At 48.5% G+C, this 20,033-nt stretch carries 19 protein-coding genes; 7 read left to right on the top strand and 12 right to left on the bottom strand.

Going from position 1 to position 20,033, the window contains the following annotated elements:
• Window positions 1-200: 200 nt before the first annotated feature.
• Window positions 201-422: a hypothetical protein gene (locus tag SG35_RS21100; RefSeq protein WP_044836451.1), complete on the top strand. Its 222-nt coding sequence runs from the start codon at window positions 201-203 to the stop codon at window positions 420-422.
• A 220-nt stretch (window positions 423-642) separates the two neighbouring features.
• On the opposite strand, the gene SG35_RS21095 is transcribed toward SG35_RS21100, so the two are convergent.
• Window positions 643-1,116, bottom strand: coding sequence for an Hsp20 family protein (locus SG35_RS21095; RefSeq protein ID WP_274055209.1), 474 nt, complete (start codon window positions 1,114-1,116; stop codon window positions 643-645).
• 356 nt (window positions 1,117-1,472) lie between these two features.
• Between SG35_RS21095 and SG35_RS21090 the strand changes: the two genes are divergently transcribed.
• The 3 genes from SG35_RS21090 (at window position 1,473) to SG35_RS21080 (ending at window position 3,626) form a co-directional block, all read left to right on the top strand.
• A complete protein-coding gene (locus tag SG35_RS21090; RefSeq protein ID WP_044836452.1) occupies window positions 1,473-1,970 on the top strand; it encodes a hypothetical protein in 498 nt (165 codons plus the stop codon).
• A 274-nt stretch (window positions 1,971-2,244) separates the two neighbouring features.
• Window positions 2,245-3,198 carry an IS110 family RNA-guided transposase gene (locus SG35_RS21085; protein WP_044835965.1) on the top strand — a complete coding sequence of 318 codons (954 nt, stop codon included), beginning with the start codon at window positions 2,245-2,247 and terminating at the stop codon, window positions 3,196-3,198.
• Window positions 3,199-3,287: 89 nt separating this feature from the next.
• Complete coding sequence (locus tag SG35_RS21080; RefSeq protein ID WP_274055208.1) at window positions 3,288-3,626, top strand: hypothetical protein; 339 nt, start codon at window positions 3,288-3,290, stop codon at window positions 3,624-3,626.
• Between the two features lie 160 nt (window positions 3,627-3,786).
• On the opposite strand, the gene SG35_RS21075 is transcribed toward SG35_RS21080, so the two are convergent.
• Window positions 3,787-4,281, bottom strand: a complete 495-nt coding sequence (locus SG35_RS21075; RefSeq protein WP_044833000.1) for an Hsp20 family protein — start codon at window positions 4,279-4,281, stop codon at window positions 3,787-3,789.
• A gap of 348 nt (window positions 4,282-4,629) precedes the next feature.
• Here SG35_RS21075 and SG35_RS21070 point away from each other — a divergent pair, with 348 nt between their 5' ends.
• Complete coding sequence (locus SG35_RS21070; protein ID WP_044833001.1) at window positions 4,630-5,244, top strand: DUF924 family protein; 615 nt, start codon at window positions 4,630-4,632, stop codon at window positions 5,242-5,244.
• 83 nt (window positions 5,245-5,327) lie between these two features.
• Here the strand turns inward: SG35_RS21070 and tpx are convergent, their stop codons facing one another.
• On the bottom strand, window positions 5,328-6,026 hold the full coding sequence (gene tpx / locus SG35_RS21065; RefSeq protein WP_084692740.1) for a thiol peroxidase: 699 nt from the start codon (window positions 6,024-6,026) through the stop codon (window positions 5,328-5,330).
• Window positions 6,027-6,200: 174 nt separating this feature from the next.
• Between tpx and SG35_RS21060 the strand changes: the two genes are divergently transcribed.
• Both SG35_RS21060 and SG35_RS21055 read left to right on the top strand, forming a co-directional pair.
• Window positions 6,201-7,343 carry a response regulator gene (locus SG35_RS21060; RefSeq protein ID WP_044833002.1) on the top strand — a complete coding sequence of 381 codons (1,143 nt, stop codon included), beginning with the start codon at window positions 6,201-6,203 and terminating at the stop codon, window positions 7,341-7,343.
• A 2-nt stretch (window positions 7,344-7,345) separates the two neighbouring features.
• Complete coding sequence (locus SG35_RS21055) at window positions 7,346-8,296, top strand: GGDEF domain-containing protein (RefSeq protein ID WP_044833003.1); 951 nt, start codon at window positions 7,346-7,348, stop codon at window positions 8,294-8,296.
• Window positions 8,297-8,371: 75 nt separating this feature from the next.
• Here the strand turns inward: SG35_RS21055 and SG35_RS21050 are convergent, their stop codons facing one another.
• The 9 genes from SG35_RS21050 to SG35_RS21010 all read right to left on the bottom strand — a co-directional run bounded on the left by SG35_RS21050 (window position 8,372) and on the right by SG35_RS21010 (window position 19,962).
• Complete coding sequence (locus tag SG35_RS21050; protein ID WP_044833018.1) at window positions 8,372-10,024, bottom strand: amidohydrolase; 1,653 nt, start codon at window positions 10,022-10,024, stop codon at window positions 8,372-8,374.
• Between the two features lie 147 nt (window positions 10,025-10,171).
• Window positions 10,172-11,386, bottom strand: a complete 1,215-nt coding sequence (locus SG35_RS21045) for an ABC transporter permease (RefSeq protein WP_044833004.1) — start codon at window positions 11,384-11,386, stop codon at window positions 10,172-10,174.
• 70 nt (window positions 11,387-11,456) lie between these two features.
• Window positions 11,457-12,770, bottom strand: coding sequence for an ABC transporter permease (locus tag SG35_RS21040; protein WP_044833005.1), 1,314 nt, complete (start codon window positions 12,768-12,770; stop codon window positions 11,457-11,459).
• A gap of 66 nt (window positions 12,771-12,836) precedes the next feature.
• Entirely contained in the window at window positions 12,837-13,529 is a 693-nt protein-coding gene (locus SG35_RS21035; RefSeq protein WP_044833006.1) for an ABC transporter ATP-binding protein, read from the bottom strand.
• A 134-nt stretch (window positions 13,530-13,663) separates the two neighbouring features.
• Window positions 13,664-14,941, bottom strand: a complete 1,278-nt coding sequence (locus SG35_RS21030) for an efflux RND transporter periplasmic adaptor subunit (protein ID WP_044833007.1) — start codon at window positions 14,939-14,941, stop codon at window positions 13,664-13,666.
• A 257-nt stretch (window positions 14,942-15,198) separates the two neighbouring features.
• The gene (locus SG35_RS21025) at window positions 15,199-16,413 is read right to left on the bottom strand and encodes an ABC transporter permease (protein ID WP_044833008.1); all 1,215 of its coding nucleotides are present in this window, start codon (window positions 16,411-16,413) and stop codon (window positions 15,199-15,201) included.
• A 14-nt stretch (window positions 16,414-16,427) separates the two neighbouring features.
• A complete protein-coding gene (locus tag SG35_RS21020) occupies window positions 16,428-17,738 on the bottom strand; it encodes an ABC transporter permease (RefSeq protein ID WP_044833009.1) in 1,311 nt (436 codons plus the stop codon).
• Between the two features lie 150 nt (window positions 17,739-17,888).
• Window positions 17,889-18,581, bottom strand: coding sequence for an ABC transporter ATP-binding protein (locus tag SG35_RS21015; RefSeq protein ID WP_044833010.1), 693 nt, complete (start codon window positions 18,579-18,581; stop codon window positions 17,889-17,891).
• A 103-nt stretch (window positions 18,582-18,684) separates the two neighbouring features.
• Window positions 18,685-19,962 carry an efflux RND transporter periplasmic adaptor subunit gene (locus SG35_RS21010; RefSeq protein WP_044833011.1) on the bottom strand — a complete coding sequence of 426 codons (1,278 nt, stop codon included), beginning with the start codon at window positions 19,960-19,962 and terminating at the stop codon, window positions 18,685-18,687.
• Window positions 19,963-20,033: the final 71 nt, after the last annotated feature.

The following is a 20,033-nucleotide window of genomic DNA, read 5'->3' as shown; positions in this document are numbered from 1 at the left end:
TTCTTTTTCAGTATGTTACATCAGTTTTTTGCTTTAGCTTAACTTGATTTTAATCAAGTCATTGCTATCAATGTTGACAAGTTGTTTACATTTTCATAAAGATAAGTACCATAGCACAGGGTGTAATACGGACGGGGCACTTGTGCTGTTTTGTATTTCTCCCACCAATTGATTAAAACGCTTATATAAGGACAATTAAGATGAAATTAGCTAAAGCTTCTCTGATGACTGCTGCCATGATGTTAGCAGCCGGTACTATTGGCGCGGCCACCGCAAATGCCGCACCGGCCTATTGGTATGTCTATGCCAGTAAAGTGAACGGTTATAGAATTTGTGCCCAATACAGCCCGGGTTCAGGCTGGTATAAAGCCAGTTCGACCGCCTATACCACTTTAGGTGCTTGTAACTATTACGGCAGATAATTAACGCAGGGAAGAGAGTTTCCCTTGATCGTTGCTATGGAGAATCCGGGATCTGTTGAAGATGCCGGATTTTTCGTTTACGGGTTGAATATTGCTGTGCTATGACATCCGTGGCATTACAGCATACCATTCACCCTGAATATAAAAAGCCCGGCATAAGCCGGGCAAAATAAAATCATAAAAAAATATAGAAAGGAAAACTAAGTTGGGAAACCGGATTTTATTCCTGAGAAAGCTGCTCGGCTTTCGCCGTTAATAAACTCTTGCCGTTAATGGCAATTTTTCTCGGCTTTAATGCCTCGGGAATTTCTCTTTCTAAATCTATGTGTAATAAACCGTTTTCGATAAAGGCACCGATGACTTTTACATGGTCACCGAGCTGGAATTTGCGCTCAAAGTTACGGTCGGCGATACCCTGGTACAGGAATTTACGCTCAGTTTGTTCGGTTTTGTTTGTCCCTTTGGTTCCGGTCACGATTAAAGTGTTTTGCCGGGATTCGATATCCAGCTCTTCTTCGGCGAAACCGGCAACGGCCATGGTGATACGGTATTGGTCGTCAGCGAGTAATTCAACATTATACGGAGGATAACCGGATTGTTTTTCGGTTCTGGAAGCTTTGTCGATTAAACTGGCTAAGTGATCGAAACCGATAAATGAACGGTAAAGCGGGCTGAAATCTTGTGGTGTACGCATAATTCATATCCTATTAATAAGTTAGCAATATGTTAGTTTCCAATAAGCAGATGGGGCGCGGTTGACTAGCGGGTGATTTCCAACTCAGGTTGCGAACTTACCGGCTAAAGCGACTTACGGCTTCTGGATAAAAGTGCCTTTCACTCGGAACAGGCGGTTAATTGAGTCCCTTTACGGCGACTACATTTAACTAGATGGGACCGATAACATTTTTTTCAAGAAGAAAATGAAAAAATTTTCTCTTTTTATTGGATCTCTGGCTAACGGTGTGAGTTCTGGCTTGTTTTTAATGTGAAAAAAGCAATGGTATTTCTTTGCTAAAATAAAAACAGCATAGAGTATCTGGTCATTACAAGATGAAATTCCTATTTTTACTCTTTTTGTTGATAAGCGGTTATTGTCTTGCCTTATCCCCCAAGGAGCTTAGCTGCTCACAGGGGCATGATTGTTTTAACCGCCATGTGACTTTCCTTGGTCAGGTGGAAGATGAAATCTATCAGTCGTTGAATAAACAGTTATTTCCTGATCTTTTCCGTTATGACTCTACCGCCGTTTCTTTTTGTGATCAGAAAAATAAGCACTGTATTAAGCCGGCGATTTTTTTCTATCAGCAGTTGGATACCGGAGAAAAGTTTTTGATTAGCGATGGTTTTGATGTTGAGCGACGCCAAACCCTCTATTTGTTAAATCCACAATGGCAAAAAGAGCGGCTCTATCATGTAACCGGCGTTTTTTTTGCCGGTTACCGGTTGACGGATGCCGGTGTGCAAATACGCTATTTACGTTGCTCCAGACACGCCTGCCGGGAAAACATGCAAAAGATAGCGGTGAAACCAGTCCGTCATGAATACTGAAACCAGTACATTGTCGGTAGCGCAACTAAAGCAGCTTATTGACTTGTATGGATAATATCCCCCATATCTTAATATTCTTTTTAAACCTTTTCGGGTAGTGTGAGGCCCAAGCTTTGGCTGCAACCAAAGCCTTCTTATACAGCAGTTCGATGATTGCGTGGCTCCTCTGTTGAGAGACCGATAACAAGTGAGAACGCTGTATAGGACTCCAAGCATTAAACTCGGATAGTCAACTGGGCCTCGAGCCCGAATAGCAAGGCAGAGTCAGCTTATTATGAATAACAACAATAATCAAAATGAAATTAACATCGGCGTTGATACTGGTAAAACACAACTCGATATTTACATACGCCCTTTAGACATCTATTTCACTGTTTCAAATGATGAGAAAGGTATCAATAAAGCCGTTAAAGAAATCAAAAAATACAATCCTACTCGCATCATCATTGAAGCAACGGGGCGACTGGAACAAGCATTTTGCATCGCCTGTGCGACAGAAAAATTACCTTTTGTTATCGCAAATCCAGCACACATTAAAAAATTTGCAGGAGCGATTGGTCGTCATGCTAAAACAGACAAACTCGATGCCCAACTTATAGCTCATTATGGTGAAGCAATTAAGCCCAAATTGTCAGCATTAAAGCCGGAGACCATGCAATTAATGAGTGATTTACTTTCTAGGAGAAGACAGTTAATGACGATGCAAACTATGGAAAAAAATCGGCTTCAGATAATGCCAAAAAACATATCCAGCATCATCAAACCAATTTTAACAGCTATTAAAAACCAGCTCGATAAAATCGACCAAAAACTACTAAAACTGATGGATAGATGCGCTGAATATAAAGCTAAAAATGACATTATTCAAAGCATACCTGGCATAGGTAATGTGGTTGCATTTAACTTATTAAGCGACATGCCTGAATTGGGATATTTAACGAATAAACAAGCTTCATCCCTCATTGGTGTTGCGCCATTTAATAGAGAAAGTGGTATTTACCAGGGACAAAGAAATATACGCGGTGGTCGCCATAAAATCAGAACGGTTATGTACATGGCTATGATGTCCGCAATTCAGTGCAATCCTGTTTTTAAAGATACGTATCAGCGATTATTGGCCGCTGGAAAACCTAAAAAAACAGCAATAATTGCCTGCGTCAGAAAGATGATTGTTATCTTAAATTCGATGGTTAGAGATGGTGTCATGTGGGATCCTAAAATGAGTTAAAAATTAGGAGTTGACACCATAGTCACTTGTTATGCAAAGAAAGAATCACCTGGGAAATACATCACGGCCAATATGATGTCGGTGAGTCCGTGATGGCAATAAAGGCTTTTCATGCAGTATGCCATGCTATTGATGCACCGGATATCGACGCCTATATGCAGCAGCTCAGGGAGCAGGTAGCAGCGCACCAGCACAATCTTAGCCCTGAAATGGCCGGCAGTTATAGCGGCGGCAGGGGAACCTGGGGCAGCTGCCTGTCATCGGTGGAATATTTGCTCAATGAAGAGCTGAGTTTTCAACGGTTAAAATGGCGCTTGAGGCGGGATATTGCCCTGATAAAAATCGGGGTGTTTGGTATATGGAGTAACTGGCGTTTGTGGCTGGTGATCAGTTGCTTACTCACCCTGGCCTGGCTGGCTATTGTTTAAAGAGGGAATCAAGGCGCTAAGGTTTGATTATCCACGCATTGTTTGCCTGGCAGTATAAGAACCAAAGCTTTTCGTTATGGCTATAAAAAAGCCCGGAGATTGCCGGGCAAAATAAAACCATAAAACTATAGAAAGGAAAATTTAGTTGGGAAACCGGGTGTTAAACCTGGGCAAGCTTATCGGCTTTGGCCGTTAAGATACTCTTGCCGTTAATGGCAATTTTTCTTGGCTTTAACGCCTCGGGAATTTCTCTTTCTAAATCTATATGTAATAAGCCATGTTCGATAAAGGCGCCGACAACTTTTACATGGTCGCCGAGCTGGAATTTACGCTCAAAGTTACGGTCGGCAATCCCCTGATGTAAGAACTTGCGCTCTGCCTTAGTTTTCTCTGCGGCATTACTTTTATTCGCTGTTGCGTTTTTGGTGCCGCTGACAACTAAGGTATTTTGTTTGGACTCTATATCCAGTTCGTCTTCGGCGAAACCGGCAACCGCCATGGTAATACGATATTGATCATCGGTGAGTGATTCAATGTTATACGGGGGATAACTGGGTTGCTTTTCGGTTTTGGCTGCTTTGTCGATTAGATTGGCTAAGTGATCGAAACCGATGAATGAACGATAAAGTGGGCTGAAATCTTGTGCAGTACGCATAATTCATATCCTATTAATTAGTTAGCAATATGTTAGTTTCCAATAAGCAGATGAGGGCGCGGTTAACTAGCGGGTATTTCCAACTCAGGTTGCGAAATGACCGGCTAAAGCGACTTACGGCTTCTGGATAAAAGTGCCTTTCACTCGGAACAGGCGGTTAATTGAGTCCCTTTACGGCGACTACAATAACTAGATGGGATCGTCAGGTTATTTTTCAAGAATTTTTTTGAAAAAAAAACTTCGTTCTTTCTTTTTGTTGGTTTAACTTGTTGAATTTATGTGTGAAAATTATTTGAGTAAAATGAAAATAAAAACCGCTATTAAGAAAATTTCTTTGAGGAGGTTAAAGTGGCGAGACAACAAGACGTTGATGAAGTACTCGATTTTTGGTTTGGCGAGATAACCAATGAGCTTTGCGATGAACAGCATCAGGCATTTTGGTATCAGGGCAGTGAAGCGCTGGACAATGAAGTCAAAATAAAGTTTTTCGACTTATATCAACAAGCGCTTGCCGGGCAGTTAGCCCATTGGCAACAAGCAGCCAGGGGCAGTCTGGCGCTGGTGATCTTGTTGGATCAGCTGCCGCGCAACATGTTTCGCGGCACCGCCCGGGCATTTGCCAGTGATGAGCTGGCCTTAAAAGTGTGTAAAGCGGGCATAGAATCGGGTGTAGACCGGCAATTATCCCTGATCGAGCGGATTTTTTATTATCACCCGTTGCAGCACAGTGAGTCACTGGCGGAGCAGCAAACCAGCGTTGAAACCTTTATCGAGATGTTGGAGCAATATCCGCAAGTGGTTCATATAAAGGTGATTGAGAACAGCATTCACTGGGCGAAAGAACATCTGGCGATCATCAGGCAATTCGGGCGTTTTCCCCATAGAAATAAGGCATTGGCCAGAGAGTCGACGGCGCAGGAGTTGGAATACTTAAAGTCCGGGTTTAAATTCGGCCAGGGTTAGCTTTGAATAGAGGTGAGCAGGATTTAATGGGGCAAAGCGGCAAAACCGACACTTGCCGATTTTGCCTTATTTCACGTAAGTGATTATTGTTTTTTTATCTCGTTTTTGGCTTTTGTTGCCTGCTCACCGGCAGCTTCTTCGGGCAGGGCTTCTGTTGCCAATATCTCGGTTAATTCTTGCGGATGTAAGGCTTTTAAGGTGCTCAGCGCCGTCTCGTAATCAGGATGTTCGGAAATATTGGCCACCAACTCTTTATAGGCGATGATGCCTTGCTGGTCGATAATAAATATCGCCCGAGTTAACAAGCCCATGTCTTTGATTAACAAACCGTATTTGCTGCCAAGCTCGCGCCATACCGCATCAGATAAGACTTTCACTTTATCGATATTTTCGTTTTTGCAAAAACGTTTCTGGGCAAAGGGCAAGTCGTTGCTGACGGTTAATATGGTGACATTTTCCGGCAGGTTGGCAACTTCTTCATTAAAACGTTTGGTTTGCAGCGAACAGACGCCGGTATCTAAGCTGGGCACTACAGAGATCAGCACGGTTTTGTTGACAAAATCGCTGAGTTTTACCGGGGCGAAATGCTCATTGACTACCTTAAAGTCCGGGGCGGCTTCGCCAACGGCGACCTGGGTGCCGAGCAAAGTGACAAATTTATTACCTGCTTTGACTAAATTATTGCTTTGCGGCAGTTGATCCTGCTGTAAATTTTCGGCATTTGCCGTTAAGATGCTGGCACAGTTCAAGGTGACTAATGTTAGTAAAGTCAGTAGTTTCATAAAAAATAAGGCTGATTATTGATAGAAAGCCAATAGCTTAACGTTGCCGATGGTAAATAGCCATAAAATAGTGCAATCATTTGTAATTTTATCTATGTTTAGGTAGGAGTCTTTAAACAATAAAAATCAGCGTTTTTCGCTCATTTCTTCGTTAAATTAGGAATCAATCTCGATATGTCAACGCCATTATTAATATGTGATGACTCAAATATGGCGCGCAAGCAAGTTGCGCGCTCACTGCCGGATGACTGGGATGTCGATATAAGCTTTGCAGTTAATGGAGCAGAAGGGATAGAAGCCATTAAAGCCGGTAAGGGAGATGTGCTGTTACTGGACTTGAATATGCCGGTAATGGACGGCTACCAGGTGCTGGAAACCATCTTAAAGGAAGACTTACCGACCCTGGTGATTGTGATTTCCGGTGATATCCAGCCAGAGGCCCACCAGAGAGTCACCGGGTTAGGGGCGCTGGATTTTATTAAAAAACCCGTCAACAAAGAAAAGCTAACAGAAATATTAAGTGCTTACGGTATCTTTACCAAAGGAAAAGCCGACGCGGCAAGTCCCGATAAAGCCGTTAGCCCTGGTAAAGCTGCTAGCGAAGCTAAAGCAACCGAAAAAGTGACACTGCCGCCGGTAACCTTTGAGCCGGCAAAAGCCGTAGAAAAGGCAAGCCCGCCTGTTGCCAAACAGCCGGGTACGGCCCCTGCGCAGGAGCTATGCCTGGATCCGGAATTACGTGACTGTTACCAGGAAATTGCCAATGTTGCCATGGGGAGGGCCGGTGATCTGCTGGCGCGTATTCTTGATGTCTTTGTGATGCTGCCTATCCCGAATGTGAATTTAATCGAGGTCAGTGAGCTCAGCATGGCCTTGTCGGCGGTGGAAAGCCATGAAAGTACCTCAGGCATTTGTCAGGGATTTATCGGCGCCGGCATATCCGGGGAAGCGCTGCTGATTTTAAATGATTCCAGCTTCCAGGATGTGGCCTCGTTGATGAATTACCAGTGTACCCTGGATGAAAGTACCGAGCTGGAGCTGCTGATGGACATGGCCAATATCTTGATCGGCGCCTGTTTAAACGGCCTGTCGGAGCAGCTGGATATGCCGTTTAGCCAGGGGCACCCGGTGGTACTGGGACAGCACAGGAAAATTTCTGAGCTGATTGCCACGAATGCGGCGAAGTGGAAAAGAACATTAGCAATAGAAATAAGTTATGGCATTGAAAACTATCCAATTAAATGCGATTTGTTATTACTCTTTACCGAAGAGTCGCTGAAAACCCTCAACCATAAAATTTCTTATTTGTTGGAATAATTATGTCATTAGAAACATCTCAGTTAAATGAATTACACTGGCTGATGGAAATGCTGCACAACATAGATGTTGGCCTGGTGGTGCTTGATCGCGATTATCACATTCAGATCTGGAACGGTTTTATGGAAAACCACAGTGGCCTGCTGCCGCGGGAAGTTAAAGGCAAGTCGCTGTTTACACTTTTTGATGAAATCCCCGAGGACTGGTTCAAACGTAAAGCCGAGTCGGTTTTTTTACTTAAAAATAAAGCGTTTACCATATGGGAACAAAGACCTTACCTGTTTAAATTTCTTAATTACCGGCCGATAACCGGCACCGCCGATTATATGTACCAAAACTCGACCTTTATTCCTTTGCTGTCGGCAACGGGTGAGGTCACCCACTTGTGCCTGATCATTTATGATGTCACCGATAATGCCGTCAGTAAAAAAGATCTCGAGCGGGTCAACGCCGAGCTGGCGGTACTGAGCCAAACCGATGCTTTAAGCTCCCTGGTGAACCGGGATCACTGGCAACATTGCCTGCAGGCCGAATATAAGCGCTGGATCCGGAGCCAGAAGCCGAGCACGGTATTGATGTTATCCATTGATAATTTTAATAAAATCAACGATAACCATGGCTTTTCCGCGGGTGACGAAGTGATCCGCCATTTATCCGGTTTTATTCGTAAGTACTGCAAAGAAGGCGATATCTGCGCCCGTTACGGCGGTGATGATTTTGCCTTGTTGTTAACCGACAGTGATGCCGCTCAGGCGAAGGTGTTGGCCGAGCAGCTACGTAAAGCGGTCAGCGGCGCCATTATCGGCTATAAAAATACCGATCTTGCCTATAGCATCAGTTTGGGGCTGGTGGAAGTTACCAAGGAAATCAAGAGTTCGCAAACCTGGGCAGAGCAGGCTATGAATGCGATGTTAAAGGCGAAAAAGGCCGGCGGCAACCGGCTTGAAGGTTAAGACCGCGTTTTCATTGTGGGACAGCTTCAGTTAACTCCTAGGGTAAATGAAACTGTCCCTGAAACAGCAGCTGCGCTATTTTTGATAAACCTGCTTACCGTTAACCCAGGTGCTAACGACCTGGGTCTGCCAAATCTCTTCTGCCTTGACGGTAAAAATATCCCGATCAATTAAAATAAAGTCGGCTTTTTTCCCCGGTGTCAGGCTGCCTAACAACTGCTCCTGGTGCCCGGCATAGGCGGCGTCTACACTAAAGCTTTTAAAGGCCTGCAGCCGGGTCATTTTCTCATCGGCAAACCAGCCGCCTTGGGGTAAATTGTGATGGTCCTGGCGGGTAACAGAGGCATGTAAGCCATAAAAAGGGTTGGGGGATTCTATCGGAAAATCTGATCCTGCTGCCAGTGTCGCCCCTGTTTGCAGGAGTTTTTGCCAGGCATAAGCCCCGGCTATCCTGTCTTTACCCAATCTGTCCTGGGCCATGTTTTTATCACTGGTGGCATGGGTGGCCTGCATTGAGGCGATAATGCCGAGCTGCTTAAACCGGGGAATATCCGCCAGCCTTAATACCTGGGCATGTTCTACCCGATGGCGCAGGGCGCGTTTGTCGCTGGTATTGAGCAGTTGCTGGTAATTATCCAAAACAAGTTTGTTGGCATTATCTCCTATGGCATGGGTATTGACCTGGAAGCCCGCATCCATGGCGGTTTTCATCACTTCAAGTAATTTTTTATCGCTAAATAACAGCAGGCCTTTGTGACCGGCATGGTCCGAATAATCTTCAACCAGGGCAGCGCCGCGGCTACCCAGGGCGCCGTCGGCAACCACTTTTACGCTGTCCATTTTTAGAAAGTCATCTTCACTGCGCAGCGGACCTTGCCTGAGCACTTTCCGCCACTGTTTATCCGTGATATCTAACATGGCATTGACCCGGATCGGCATTTTTTGCTCCCGGCTTAACGCCTGGTAGGCTTTAAGGTTAGCCGCGCTGATGCCGGCATCATGGACGCTGGTAAGGCCGACAGCGGCCAGGGCATTCATGCCTTTGACTAAGATGGCTTTTTGCTCAGCGATGGTCAGCGGCGGGATCTTGCTTTCGATCAGGGCCATGGCATTGTCGATAAAGATACCGCTGGCATTGCCCCGGCTGTCGCGGATAATTTCTCCGCCCCGGGGAGAAACGGTCTCTTGGGTGATGCCGGCAAGTTGCATGGCTTTGCTGTTGGCCCAACCGGCGTGGCCGTCTATGCGGCGCAGCCATACCGGCTGATCGGGAAAATACTTGTCCAGGCTGGCGGCGCTGGGAAAGTTTTTACCCGGCCACCGTACCTGGTTCCAACCGCGCCCCTGAAGCCAGGTTAAGTCCTTATTTTTTTGCCCGTAGTTAAAGACCCGTTTGGCGGCTTCAAGCTCTGAGGCGCTGTTGGTTAAATCGGCCCGCAGCAGGCTTAAGCCGTAGCCTAATACATGGCCGTGGGCATCAATAAGTCCCGGCAGCAGGGTTTTTCCCTGCCCGTCGATATGTTTGCTTTGTTTATTTTTGATATCGGGGAGTTTATCGCCGCTCTGGTATAAGCGGGTAACTTTATCGTCTTGAAATTCGATGGCGGCAAATTTCAGCAACCGGTTTTCTTTTAAGGTGTAGCCGTTAACATTGCTGATCACCGTGGACTGGGCACAGGCCAGAACCGGGGCGAACAGCAGGGCAAGGGAGAGCAGTTTTTTCTTCATTTTAATATCAGCTTTCTTTTTATTTTTTAAGCAGGATAACATGATTTCTTTGACAAACCAGGGCAGGTGCCGATTGTTTTATGGATGAAAACACACGGGCAGCCTGGCAACCGGGCTGCGCCGGTTACCAGGCTTACAGATCAAGCCTTATACCATACGGGTTGCCGTGGCCGGAGAAATCAGGGCGGCTTTTCGCGCCGGGTACAATACCGCGAGCTGGCCGAGCACAAAAACAGATATCGCGCCGTAGACAATCAGATCCGGGGTCACGGGGGTCATGGCAAAGGTTTCTACCAGGTAAATATTAAGCGCCACAGCGCCAATCGCGCCTAAGGCGATGCCAGCCAGGGTGATCAGGGAATTTTCCACCATAAAATAGCGCATAATCTGTCCCTTGGTGGCCCCCAGTGCCCGGCGGGTGCCGATTTGCCGGGTGCGGCGGTTGATACCAAAGGTTGCCAGGCCGACAATGCCAAAAGCGGTCACCAATACCAGGGTCAGTACCACCAGCAGCAGGATTTTATTGGTGGCGTTATGCTCGCGGTAGCTTTCATCACGGGTGTCCTGCAAGGTTGTCACCGAACGTATAATGCGGTTTTTATTGCTGTGGGCCAGTAAGGCTTCTACCTTGGGCATTAATTCATCCCGGCGCCCGGGCTCGGTGCGGATCAAATAGATGCCGGAATCAGTTAACGAAATCACCGGGGTGATGATAGTGGCTTCCACCTGATCCCAGAAATGCCAGGCGCCCTGCAGGGTTTTGACTATGCCGGTAATTTTTAGCGGGATATTTTCATCGGCATAAACCGTGCTGCCCAGTGCCCGTTGCCAGTTATCCGGGTAAAGCTGGGCTGCCATTGCCCGGCTGACAATGATTTTGGCAGGCAATTGTGCGCTGTTGCTGTCCTGGATAAGCACATCTTCGGGCTGGAAGTTTTCACCGGCAATTAATTCAAGCTCCAGGGTGTTTAACACATGGTCGTCACTTAAATAGTCGCCGGCAATAATGCTGTTCTGATCTTTACCCGGCTGCAATTGCAGGCGCTGGTAGCCGCCGTATCCCGAAAGCGGCACCGAATTGATATAAACGGCATCGATAATGCCCGGGGTATGGCGCAACAGATCCAGATCTTTGGGGATTTCACTTTGATAATCATAACCGGGGGCAAACACCCGGCTGGTGAGATAGAAGGTATCGGTTTCGTTGACCCCGGTATCACGCTGCATGCTTGCCTGGCGGTCCTGTATCATAAAAACGGCGTTTACCAGTACCGTCAAGGTCAGGGCGATTTGCAGGGCAATGATCAAGGCGGCCATTTTATGGCGTAATAACGCCCGCACAATAAGTCCAAGCTCTAACATGGCAATCTCCTTATCTTTACCGAAGTGTCCGGATTTTTTCCGGGGTTGGCTAAGGTTATATCGGGCATGGCTATTGGCTCTTTAATTGACTGGCGGGGGCGACATTACAGGCACGCCAGGTAGGATATAAACCGGCGAGCACGGTGGCGGCAATAGATAGCAAGATGGCGAAGACGACCAGGTTAGTATCCAGGGCGACCAGGGCTTTCACTTTTTCGCCGTAGAGCAATTCAATTCCCGCAAGACCGAGGTAGGCGAATAGCAGGCCAAGCAAGCCGCCGATCACTCCGATGCAGGCAGATTCCACCATATATTGGTAAAACAGGGTACTTTTACTGGCGCCGAGGGCCTGGCGCAGGCCGATTTCCGGGCTTTTGCCGAGAAACTTGGCCAGCAATAATCCTATGGTGTTGAGCAGGCAAACACCTAAGAATAAAAATGCCATCGCCATCAGCATATTATTGTCTTTGTTGACCACTTCCCGGGCTTCAAACCACTCCTCCAGGGTATTGATCCTGTTGTCATTAGGCCGTTTAAAGCGGCCGTATAACCTTTGCTCTTCCAGGTAACCGTTCAGAAAATCCCGGTAGTGCAGTTTTTCTGCCGGACTGTCGAATTCCACCCAAAAATGTACCCAGACACATTCGGAATTGAGGTAATCCTGCCAGTTATCAGAGGTCGGGGTCCAACAGTAGCTGTTGTCTTCAAAGCTGATTTTTTTTTGGGTGATGGCGGTAAAAGGCAGGAAAATATCTTCGCTGTCATCAAAGGCTTTGACTTTGTCTACGTGGTAGAACCTGGGTTTAGGCTGCCAGTTGGCAAGCACGCCGACCACTTTATAGAAATCGCCGTTAATTTTTATCGATTTGCCGACAGAATTTTCACCGGCAAAAAGGCGTTCGTTGATTTTCTCGCTCAGCACTACTACCAGGTCATTATTGTCATCGACTTGTTTTTGCCAGGGGGCGCCATAAACAAAGGGTGTTTCGAACATGGTAAAGAAATCCGCCGTGTTGGCCCTGACGGTGACATAAAGGGGCAAGCCTTCTTCCGCCAAGGGCTCTATCACTGCCTTGGCAGTGGTATGCATGGTCTGGCGGTGGGCCTGTTTAGCCGATAGCAGGTTTTTCGCATCCAGATAGGTTAAAAACGGCGGCGGCTCCAGCCCTTCCTTAAAGGGGTTGTTTTCATCCCAGTTATCCAGCTGTATGGTATGCAGCCTGTGGCTTTTGCTCGGGATCGGATCGGCAGTCATCAGGTAATTCACGGTTACCGTGGTCATGGCTGCGCCTATACCCAGTCCGATGGCGGTGACCATCAACAGGCTCAAGCCCCAATGGCGCAAGATACTGATCCTGGCCAGGCGCAAATAATAAAAAAACATAAAATTTCCTTGTACTCTATCCTGGTACGCTTCCCTGTGACTTTTTAAAAGCCAGTGCAAGTGAACTCAGGCGATGATCCGTTTCATCAGGGGAGGGACTTCGCTGACCCGGCCGTCTTTTATCTGTATGGAACGCGAGGCCCGCTGTGCCAGTTCACCGTCATGGGTCACCATGATAATGGTGGTACCCTGCCGGTTGATTGCTTCAAGCAAGCTCATGACCCCCTGGGCCATTTCACTGTCCAGGTTACCCGTGGGTTCATCCGCCAGTAAAAAGCGCGGCTCTGTGGCCAATGCCCGGGCGATGGCAACCCTTTGCTGTTGCCCGCCGGATAACTGGGCGGGTAAGTGTTTCATTCTTGAGGCCAGCCCGACGCGTTCGAGCTGGGTGTGGATACGCTGCTTGCGCTCTTTGGCATTAAAGCCGCGGTAGCGCAGCGGCACATCGACATTATCGAATAGGTTGAGATCGGGAATAAGATTGAAGCCCTGGAAAATAAAACCGATTTTTTGGTTTCTCAGCCGGGAGCGGGCGCTGTCTTTTAAAGCGCCGACATTTTCCCCGTCCAGCAAAAACTCACCGCTGCTATGGTTTTCCAGTAAACCGGCAATATTGAGGAAGGTGGTTTTTCCCGAGCCGGAAGGCCCGGTGACACTGAGAAAGTCGCCTTCGGCTACGCTGAGGTTAACCTCCCGCAGCGCATGGGTTTGAATATCTGCACTTTGAAAAACTTTGCAGAGATTGTTCATTGATAACATAAAATTTAAGTCCGTTTGTTAGCCTGTTTGCCAGTCCGTTTTACTTGTTCATTCATTGAACAAGGTATGCCTTTACTTGATTATTCGCCAAATACAGATCCCTTTATACGGCGAATACCCGGGTAAAGGCAAGTTTATTGGCTGATTAATACCTGATCCGCGGCATTAAAACTGTCGGTGCCGGAGATAATAATTTGCTCGCCTTCGTTTAAACCACTGAGAATTTCAATATGGCTGATGCTTTTGGCGCCGACATGAATGGCGGTTTTACGCGCCAGCCCCTCAGTTACCTTATAGGCAAATTTGCCGCCGTTACTTTGCATAAATTGTCCCCTGGCCACCTGCAGCACCTGGCTTTTATGCTCCAAAATGATCTTGGTGGTTAACCTCTGGTTTTGCCTGAGCTTAGCGGGAATATTATCGGTAAAGCGCACCCGGGCGGTAACCTGGTTGTTGATAATTTCCGGGGAAATGGTCACCAGTTGTGCCGGGTAAAGGGCCTGCTCGACATTGATATCGGCGGCCATGCCGATGGCCAGATCGTCGGCGTAACTTTCGGGAATTTGGATTTCCACCTCAAAGCGGCTGAGATCAACCACAGTTAAAATCGGCTGGTTTTTCGTTAGAAAGGTTTTATTTTCGCTGTTGAGGTTACCCACTATGCCGTCCACCGGCGAGCGTATCTGCAGGGCATCTACCTGGCGCTGTAATTCGGAAATTTTTAATGTCTGGCGGCGTAAATCCAGGGCCAGTGATTTACTGTCAAAATCCAGGCTTTCAATATTAAGTTCACCGTCCTGTACCGCGTGGCGGTATAGCAAAGTGGCATTTTGTAAATCATCTTCTGCCTTTTCGTAATCTATCTGGCTGATGGCATTTTTTTCATAGCCCTGCTCGGCGCGGCGTTTTTCCCGCTTGGCGGTAATAAGTTTGACGTTGGCGAGATCGACCGCTTTCTGGTCGCTGAGCTTCTGTCTTTTTGCCTGGATTTGCTGGCGCTCAAAATCGGATTTCAGGCTCGCCTGTATTGCCTGCTGTTGGGATAATTCATTGGTCAGCTCAGGACTGTCGAGGGTGGCGAGTATTTGATCTTTTTTTACTTCATGGCCGGCTTCTATCGCTAGCGTGATGGTGCCGTCTGCCGGGCTGTAGACGGTGGGGCTGATGGCGGCGACCACACGGCCCTGCACGGAAATATCGCGGGTAAAATCACCGCGGCTGACGGTGGCGATTCGCACCCGGTCGCGGGCAACGGATTTTTCCGCCTGAGCCCAACGGCTGGCGGCAGGGGCCATTTTCCAGAGGATGGCAATTAAAACAACAAGACTGAAAAGTGAGAGTAAAACGAGTTTAACGTTTGATTTTTTCTGAACTATTTGAATGTCTTGGTTACTGGTATCTTTTATCTTCATTGTGTCCCTTCAATGATCTTTACGCCGGTCATCTTGGGCTAATTTAAATCAAAAGAAAAGAAAAATATTGTAACTGGCAATGTATTAGTGAAAATCGCTCATGAAACAAACAGTTAGGTAGGGTGACTATCATTTGTGGCAAGTGTTTGTGGTTGCTTAAAGTCGCAAATGTCGAGGACACGGCTTAGGAAAAATAGCAGGCGCGGTTGTTGACATCTCAACCGCGCCCAATGCAATCAGCGCCTTTATTGCCTGCCTTAAACCGTGCGGGTAGCAGTTGCCGGGGAAATCAAGGCGGCTTTCCTTGCCGGATAAAGCACTGCCAGCTGACCGACGATGACAAGGGTAACCACCCCGAGCGCAATCAGCTCAAAACCAAGCGGTGTCATATTAAATTTATTCACCAGCCAGTAGTTCAAACTCACGGTACCGATACAGCCTATGATGATGCCGACCGCCGAGATAAAAAGATTCTCTACCATAAAGTAGCGCATTACCTGCCAGCGGGTTGCTCCCAGTGCCCGGCGGGTACCGATTTGTTTGGTGCGGCGGTTGATGCTAAATATCGCCAGGCCGACGATGCCAAAGGCGGTGATCAGGGTTAAGGTGCTGACCACTGTCATCAGGATTTTATTGGTGGCATTGTGCTGGCGGTAACTTTGCTCCCGGGTTTCTTCCATGGTGGTCAGGCGGCGGATAATGCGGCCTTTATCGCTTTTGGCGAGCATGTTTTCTATCAGCGGCATCAGCTCATCCCTTCTGCCCGGCTCGGTGCGGATAAAATAACGCCCGCTGCGGGTTTCCATTTGAAAGGGTACCAAAGCACTGCGCTCGACGCCGCTCCAGCCATTCCACGGGGCCTGCAGGTTTTTGATGATGCCGATGACCTGCATCGGCTGGTTATTGCTGATATACACGGTTTTCCCCAGGGCCGACTGGCCGTTGTCGGGAAACAGGGCGTTTGCCAGGGCCTGGGTAATAATGACCTTGGCGGGCCAGGCGGATTGCGCCGGCAAACGCCAGTCGATATCTGACGGACTGAAATTCTCCCCGGCGATCAGTTCAAGGTCCAGGGTGTTGATGGCGTGGTCATCTACCATATAGATGGCGGTGTTGACCCCGTCTTTATCTTCTCCCGGCTGAGTTTGCAAACCGGATGACCAGCCGCCGCCGCTGAGCGGAATGGCATTGATTTGTATCGCATCCACCACCCCCGGGGTTTTTCGTATGGCATTAAGATCGGTTTGCAGGCCTACCCGGGTGTTGTAGTCCTGGGCGAAGATGGTATTGGTTAAATAAAAGGTATCACCTTCATTGATGCCGCTGCTCCGTGCCATCTGCTGCTGGCGATCCTGGATCATAAAGATGGCATTGACCATAATGGTCATGGTCAGGGCAATTTGCAGGGCGATCAGCAAGGCGCCTATTTTATTGCGCATTAAGGCGCGGATAATAAGTCCGGATTCTAACATGATAACTCCCCGCGTTATTGGCTTTTAAGTTGTTGTGAAGGCTGAACATTACAGGCGCGCCAGGTGGGATATAAACCGGCAATCACGGTTGAACCCAGGGCCAGCAGCATGGCCAGTAGCACCATAGTGGTATCCAAGCCGGTCAGGTCTTTCATGTAATCGCCATACATGGCGGCCACACTTTGCAATCCCAGCCAGGCAAGTATTAAGCCGAGCAGGCCGCCGCCCAGCCCGATACAGGCAGACTCCACCAGGTACTGGTAAAACAAGGTGGCCTTACTGGCGCCTAACGCCTGACGCAAACCGATTTCCGGGGCCTTGCCTAAAAATTTCGCCAGCAACAAGCCCACGGTATTAAGCAGGCAAACAATAAGAAACATAAAGGACATTGCCATCATCATTTTCGCGTCATCGGCGACCACTTCCTGGTTTTCCAGCCATTGCATAACATTGCTTAAGCGGTTGTCCAGCGGGCGCTCAAACCGGCCCAGCTGCTTTTGCTGTTTGACATAGGCATTGAGAAAGGCCTGGTAATCCTGTTGCTCCTGCTCATCCCTGAGTTCTACCCAAAACTGGAGCCAGACACATTCGGAGCGTAAAAACGCCGCCATGCCGTCGCCGCTGGGTTTCCAGCAGCTGGTATTACCGGCGCGGGTAATTTTTTCTTCGGCAATCAGGCTAAAGGGCACAAACAGTGCTTCGGTGTCATTAAAGGCGCCGGAGCTGAGGTCGTAATACTTCGGTGTCGGTTGCCAGCTGTCTATGACCCCGACAATTTTAAACAGGTTGCCGTCGATGCGGAGCAGCTCGCCGACGGAGTTTTTACCGGCAAACAAAGTGTCATTGGTTTCCTTGTTAATCACCGCCACCAGCTCTTTATTGCTGTCGGCCTGTGCGTTCCAGGCGCCGCCGTAAAGAAAAGGCACGTTGAACATGGCAAAAAAATCGCTGCTGTTGGCACGGGCGTTGACGGTGATCGGCAGCAGGTCGGGATCTTGTGGTTCGATGACGGCAAAGGCCTGAGCGGAAATGCTGTGACGAAAGGCTTTATCCGCCTTGAACAGGTTAGTGGCATCGGTATAGGTCATCTGATCCGGGGGATTCTGTCCCTCGTCCCAGGGATCGTTAACATCCCAGTTATCAAGCTGGACATAAAAAAGCTGCTCGCTTTTTTGTGGGATCGGGTTGGCAGACATCATATAGTTTACCGTGACTGTGGTCATGGCGGTGCCAATGCCGAGGCCGATGGCAGTGATCATGATAAGGCTCAGTCCCCAGTGTCTGCGTATACTGATAGCAGCAAGGCGCAAATAATAACTAAACATTATGACTCTCCTGCTGTCGTATGTTGAAGGCTCCCGGCTCCGGGTAGAAGAAAATAATGTCTTTGCATCTGGCTCAATCCTCTCTCTATGTGCCGACGTATGCTGATAGCAGCGAGGCGCAAATAATAACTAAACATCAAATGTCTCCCGTTAAGCTATGGCTTTCTGGCTGAAGGCGGCAGGCTCGCTCACCCGGCCGTCTTTTACCTGTATGGTGCGTCCGCTGCGCTGTGCCAGCTCGCTGTCGTGGGTGACCATGATAATGGTGGTGCCCTGGCGGTTAATGTCTTCAAGTAAACTCATCACCCCCTGGGCCATATCTGTGTCCAGGTTTCCCGTGGGCTCATCCGCCAGTAAAAACCTGGGGTCGGTTGCCAGGGCGCGGGCAATGGCGACCCTTTGCTGCTGTCCGCCGGAGAGCTGACTCGGCAAATGTTTCATACGCGACGCCAGGCCGACCCGCTCCAGATTTTCTTCAATGCGGCGTTTACGCTCTTTGGCGTTAAAACCCCGGTAGCGCAGCGGGACATCGACATTATCATAAAGGTTGAGATCGGCAATCAGGTTAAAACCCTGGAAAATAAAACCGATTTTTTCATTTCGAAAGCGCGATCGGCCGTTGTCGTTTAGCTTGCCGACATCTTCGCCGTCGAGCAGGAACTGACCGCTGCTATAGGTTTCCAGCAGGCCGGCAATATTTAAAAAGGTGGTTTTTCCCGAGCCCGAGGGGCCGGTGACGCTGAGAAAATCCCCTTCATTAACGCTCAGGTTAAAGTCCCGCAGCGCATGGGTCTGGACATCCGAGGTTTGAAAGACTTTGCAGATGTTTTTCATGGTTAACATAATGTGATTCCTGTTTTAAATCTTGTTATTTTGCCTGCGGGCGGCGGTATTTTTACCGCAGCGCCCGCAGTCCGGCGTTATTTGTTTTGGAGCGGGCAGGGGGCTACTGGCTCAGCAGTACCTGCTCTGCGGATTTAAAGATGTCTGTGCCTGAGATAATGATTTGATCCCCTTCGTTTAAACCTTCAAGAATTTCTATCCGGGATAAACTGCGCCCGCCGGTGACAATCGGTGTTTTTTGTGCCAGGCCATCGTTGACCTTATAGGCAAATTTACCGCCGCCGCTTTCGATAAACTGGCCGCGCGGCACCTGCAGGATCTGCTCTTTGTGATCCAGGATGATTTGTGTGGTCAGGCGCTGGTTCTGGCGTAAACTGCCCGGGGTATCATGGGTAAAACGCACCCGCCCGGTTACCTGGTTATTCAGGATTTCGGGGGAAATTGTCACCAGGCGGGCGCGGTAACTGAGCTGCTCAAAACTGATGGCCACATCCATGCCTATGGCCAGGTCATCGGCGTAACTCTCGGGAATTTCTACTTCCACTTCAAACCGGGATAAATCCACAACCGTGAGGATCGGCTGGTTTTTGCTTAAAAAAGTTTTATTGTCTGTGCTTAGGTTGCCTATGATGCCGCCCACCGGAGAGGTGATAGACAGGGCATCCACCTGACGCTGCAAGTCGGCAATGAGCAGTTTTTGCCGCTGGATATTCAGCGCCAGCGACTTGCTGTCAAAGGTCAGGCTTTCAATATTAAGCTCAGCATCCTGCACCGCGTGTTTATGCTGCAGGCTGGCATTTTGCAGCTCGTCCTGGGCTTTTTCATAATCTATCTGGCTGATGGCATTTTTTTCATAGCCCTGGTCGGCGCGGCGCTTTTCCCGCTTGGCGGTGATCAGTTTGACATTGGCGAGGTCGACCGCCTTTTGGTCCATCAACTCCTGTTTTTTCGCCTGGATTTGCTGGCGCTCATAATCCGACTGCAGGCCTTCGAGGATTGCCTGCTGTTGCGACAAACGGTTGGTGAGCTCCGGGCTGTCCAGCCGTGCCAGTATCTGATCTTTTTTGACCTCATGGCCGGCTTCTATTTCCAACGTGATGGTGCCGTCCGCCGGGCTGTAAACCGTCGGGCTCACGGCGGCAACCACACGTCCCTGTACCGAAATATCCCGGATAAAATCCCCGCGGGTGATGGTGGCTATTCTGACCCTGTCCAGCGGAACGGAGGTTTGCGCCTGGCTCCAGCGGCGGGCTTCGGGCGCCACCTGCCAGACCAGGGCAAGCAGCACTAAGGCGCCGGCAGTGACTATTATTGCCGGTTTCAAACGGCTTTTCTTGGGCGCGACCACTATATCCTGATCGCTGGTATCTCTTATTGTCATTTATTTTCCCCCGATGTTTTCTCTTATGTCGAGTCTCGGGGGAAAAAGGTTTAAAAAGTAAAAATAATTAT

The sequence above is a fragment of the Thalassomonas actiniarum genome, from assembly GCF_000948975.2.
Taxonomy (GTDB): domain Bacteria; phylum Pseudomonadota; class Gammaproteobacteria; order Enterobacterales; family Alteromonadaceae; genus Thalassomonas; species Thalassomonas actiniarum.
This window is presented reverse-complemented; position numbering and strand designations above follow the sequence as displayed.